This window comes from Actinomycetospora sp. (assembly GCF_055612215.1).
In genome coordinates this window covers 1-2,314 of sequence record NZ_JBVPVA010000123.1, presented here as the reverse complement: position 1 = coordinate 2,314, position 2,314 = coordinate 1, and the positions used below count along the sequence as shown (strand labels likewise).

Sequence of the window (2,314 nt, the reverse complement as noted above, 5' to 3'; positions counted from 1 at the left end):
TCGTTGTGCGGGTGCAGCGACAGGATGATCGAGTCGCGGCGGGCGAGGTTGCGGTGCATCCACTCGATGGAGTCCGCGTAGACGTTCGGGGTCGCCATCTCCACCGTCGCCGGCAGGTTGACGATCATCGGCTTCTCGGGGGTGGGCTCCCAGACGTCGCCGACCGCGTCGACGATCTCCTTGGCGTAGGAGAGCTCGGTGCCCGTGTAGGACTCCGGCGAGTACTGGAAGCGCCAGTCCGTCCCGGGCCGCTTCTCGGCCTCCGCGCGGACGAGCTTCGCGCCGTCGACGGCGATCTTCGTGATGCCGTCACGGTCGGAGCGGAAGACGACGCGGCGCTGCAGGATCGACGTCGAGTTGTAGAGGTGGACGACCGCGGAGTGCGCGCCCTCGAGCGAGGCGAAGGTGCGCGAGATCAGCTCCGGCCGGGCCTGCGTCAGGACCTGGATCCGGACGTCGGCCGGGACCGCGTCCTGGGTGATGATCTCGCGGACGAAGTCGAAGTCGGTCTGGGACGCGGCCGGGAAGCCGACCTCGATCTCCTTGTAGCCCATGCGCACCAGCAGGTCGAACATGCGGCGCTTGCGGGCGGGGGACATCGGGTCGATGAGCGCCTGGTTGCCGTCGCGCAGGTCGACCGCGCCCCAGAGCGGGGCCTTGGTGATCACCGTGTCGGGCCAGGTGCGGTCGGGGACCGAGATCTTCTCGACGACGTCGGCGAACGGCTTGTAGCGGTGGACCGGCATGCGGCTGGGACGCTGCGTGTTCCAGAACGGCTGCTCGGCGGGGATGACTCCGTCGGGATGGACGACGGTGTCGCGGATGTCGCCGATGGGTCCGTCGGGCATCGACGTGGACATGCTCATGGCTCGTGATCTCCGTGCGGCGGTGCAGGGGATCCCGGGTGGATGGCCCGGGGCGACCGGCGAGCGCGCATCACCCGCGGCGGGGAGCCGGTCTCGGTCAGGCCCCGCCGCGGCTGGGAAGGAGCAGCACGCGGAACATCGCCCATCACGGTAGACCCACCGGCCCCGTCGACGGCAAGCGGCACCCTGGGCGACACCCGCTGCGGGTCCGACCCCCGACCGTGATGACCGCTGGTCACGGGGCGACTACCACCGAGTAGGCGGACGTGCCATGATCTGCGTCATGTCGCAGGACGCCGAGACCGGCCAGCAGCGCAAGGCGAGCACGGGGCAGGACCTGCGGGCCCTCGCGAGCAAGTCGTTGACGCTCGCCGCCTCGGTGATCCGCATCCTCACCGTCATCTTCGCGGCGATCCTGGTCATCCACGTCGTGCTGACGGTGGCCTCGGCCAACCCCCAGAACGGCATCACGACGTTCTTCGCCGACGCGGCGAACAACCTCACGCTCGGCATCGGTGACCTGTTCCTGCCGGCCAGCGAGACGCTCAAGGTGATCCTGAACTACGGCCTCGCCGCGGTGGTCTGGCTGATCATCGGCATCATCATCGCGCGCGTCCTCAACGCGCTCGCCCCCTGACCCCGGACGCGCACCGCGTCGCCCGGACCACCGGGAGCGCTCGGCTAGGGTGGAGGGCCGGTTCGGGTCGCCGGACCGAGGTCCCGTGAACCCGAGAGCCGGAGGTCGGTCGAGGTGGCGCTCGTCGTCCAGAAGTACGGCGGGTCGTCCGTCCAGTCCGCGGAGCGCATCAAGCGCGTCGCGGAACGCATCCTGCGGACCCGCAAGGACGGCAACGACGTCGTCGTGGTCGCCTCCGCGATGGGCGACACCACCGACGAGCTGACCGACCTCGCGATCCAGGTCCACCCCAGCCCGCCGCCGCGTGAGCTGGACATGCTGCTGACCTCGGGCGAGCGAATCTCCAACGCGCTGCTGGCCATGGCGATCAACGCCCTCGGCGGGCGGGCGCGGTCGTTCACCGGCTCCCAGGCCGGGATGATCACCACGGGCAAGCACGGCGACGCCCGGATCCTCGACGTCACGCCGGGGCGCATCCACGCCGCGCTCGCCGAGGACGGGATCGCGCTGGTCGCCGGCTTCCAGGGCGTGAGCGCGGACTCGAAGGAGATCACGACGCTCGGCCGCGGCGGCTCGGACACCACCGCCGTCGCGATGGCGGCGGCCATGAAGGCCGACGTGTGCGAGATCTACACCGACGTCGACGGCGTCTACTCCGCCGACCCGCGCATCGTCCCCGACGCCAAGCTCCTCGAGACCATCACCTACGAGGAGATGCTCGAGATGGCGGCCTGCGGAGCGAAGGTCCTGCACCTGCGCGCGGTGGAGTACGCGCGCCGCGAGGGCGTCCCGCTGCGGGTGCGCTCGTCGT

The 2,314-nt window shown here is 70.4% G+C and carries 3 protein-coding genes; 2 read left to right on the top strand and 1 reads right to left on the bottom strand.

Features of this window, described 5'->3' with window-relative positions:
- On the bottom strand, positions 1–860 hold an 860-nt coding region (locus tag AC0CYZ_RS03220; RefSeq protein WP_472212285.1), incomplete at its 3' end, for a 2-isopropylmalate synthase.
- A gap of 289 nt (positions 861–1,149) precedes the next feature.
- On the opposite strand from AC0CYZ_RS03220, the gene AC0CYZ_RS03215 reads away from it, so the two are divergent.
- Together AC0CYZ_RS03215 and AC0CYZ_RS03210 are read left to right on the top strand one after the other, a co-directional pair.
- Positions 1,150–1,503 (top strand): hypothetical protein, encoded by a 354-nt coding sequence (locus tag AC0CYZ_RS03215; RefSeq protein WP_472212283.1) that lies wholly within the window; start codon positions 1,150–1,152, stop codon positions 1,501–1,503.
- A 114-nt stretch (positions 1,504–1,617) separates the two neighbouring features.
- Positions 1,618–2,314: aspartate kinase (locus AC0CYZ_RS03210; RefSeq protein WP_472212282.1), on the top strand; the 697-nt coding region annotated here is incomplete at its 3' end.